This is a genomic window from Streptomyces sp. NPDC002057, from assembly GCF_040296665.1.
Classification (GTDB): Bacteria; Actinomycetota; Actinomycetes; order Streptomycetales; family Streptomycetaceae; genus Streptomyces.
The window spans coordinates 1-1,647 of the sequence record NZ_JBEOXR010000118.1 but is presented as its reverse complement, the minus strand read 5'-3'; the positions used below and the strand labels follow the sequence as shown (position 1 = coordinate 1,647).

Genomic DNA, 1,647 nt, shown 5'->3' with positions numbered 1-1,647 from the left:
GACACCGGCCAGAATCTGCGTCACAACATCGACGACGAGGCCGCACCCAAGACGACCACCGTCGACGGCACGCTGAAGAACCCGGCCACACCGCCATCCACCGAGACACCCACCGCGATGGGAGTCACCGGCGCCGGATACACCAACAACGACCTCAGCACCGACACCGCGACCACGCTGTTCGACATCGACACCAAAGCCGACCGCGTCTCCCTCCAGTCACCGGCCAACGCGGGCAGCCTCGCCCCCACAGGCGGGCTCGGCGTCAAGATCGGCCCCTCCGCGGGCTTCGACGTCCACTACAACACCAAGGCCGGCACCAACCACGGCTACGCCACCTTGAACGTCGACGGCACAGCCGGCCTCTACACCGTCAATCTGCTCACCGGAGCAGTCAGCCACAAGGGCTCCTTCCCCAAGGCCCTGCAAGTCACCGACCTCGCCGTGACCCTCAACCGCACACCGCAGGGCGCCATGAACACCGGCGGCGGCGCCCTCGCCGCCGCCAACAGCACCGACCTCAACGCCACCGGCGCGGCAGTAGGCGGGCTGATCCTGCTCGGCGCAATCGCTGCCCGCAAGCGCATCATCCGCAGCCGGGAGCACAACGGCACCCCTTCCGCCTGAACAGCGGTTGCGTCGCCGCGCCTCTCTCCGCACTCGCATCACGCTTGTGATCCGGACCCCGCGTCCAACGCCGTGTAACGGCTCGAAGGCCAGAAACCTGGGCAGCGCGAGAGTGTCGCGACTGGTCACCGCCCATAACCCAACCAGACCCCGCCGGACAGCAACACCACCGGGATCTGGGCGGAAGCCGCACGAGCCTCCTCTGTCAGGAAGAAAGCCTGTGCGGACCAACCCCTCCCCGATCCCGGGCACACCCGACAAGGGAAGCGGAAGACGCGCCGCCGCAGGCGGGCTGGCCAGCCGCGGCGCGTCACCAACCCTTGGTTAGCCGCCCGGAACCACCACCGGAGTCATAGGGCCAGGGCTGAACCGCTGGGGCCGAGTAGCCCCTTGGCGGCACAGCAACTCCCCTTGAATCTCATGGTGAGGCCGCCACCAGTCGGCTCCCGGACGGCGTCAAGAGAGCCCTTCGGGCTCCTTGCGTCGGCAGCTCTTAGGAGAGGCAGCAGAGCAGGGAGGGTGGCAGGGCTCCTTGCCATCCCAGGAGACGCGTCTGGGGCGTTCCGGGTTCGCAGCGCACTTCGAGGCCGGCAACGGAGGTGTGCTCCCAGCGGTCCTCGGACCCTTGCGGGCCAGGTGGGGTGGAGGTGGGCTGGGCCAGCCCACCTCCACCGTCCGTGTCGTTCAGTGCTGGTTGAGAGGCAGGGCGAGGTCAATGACCTGGCGGTTGGTGGGGAAATCACCGATGAGGTCGGCCCGGCCGTTGAGGATGTTGACCTTGTAGAGGCGCTGCTTGCCGCCGGTGTTCAGAGCCGCGAAACCGCGGTTCGAGCCCTCGGAGGCCTGGTAGTAGATGTCGAACCCGGCCGAGGGGCCGGCGTTCACGCCGAGGCCGCCGGTGGGGGCGAGGGTGCCGGCGTTGGCCGGGGACTGCAGGGAGACGCGGTCGTTGGTGGTGTCGATGTCGAACAGTGTGGTCGCGGTGGCCGTGGCCAGGTCGTTGTTCGTGTACGCGGCGCC

2 protein-coding genes are annotated in these 1,647 nt (G+C 68.4%); one reads left to right on the top strand and one right to left on the bottom strand.

What is annotated here, in order from left to right:
* The coding region (locus ABT129_RS38000; RefSeq protein ID WP_351910838.1) for a DUF4394 domain-containing protein at window positions 1-627 on the top strand (627 nt) is incomplete at its 5' end.
* A gap of 684 nt (window positions 628-1,311) precedes the next feature.
* On the opposite strand, the gene ABT129_RS37995 is transcribed toward ABT129_RS38000, so the two are convergent.
* The coding region (locus tag ABT129_RS37995) for a DUF4394 domain-containing protein (protein ID WP_351910836.1) at window positions 1,312-1,647 on the bottom strand (336 nt) is incomplete at its 5' end.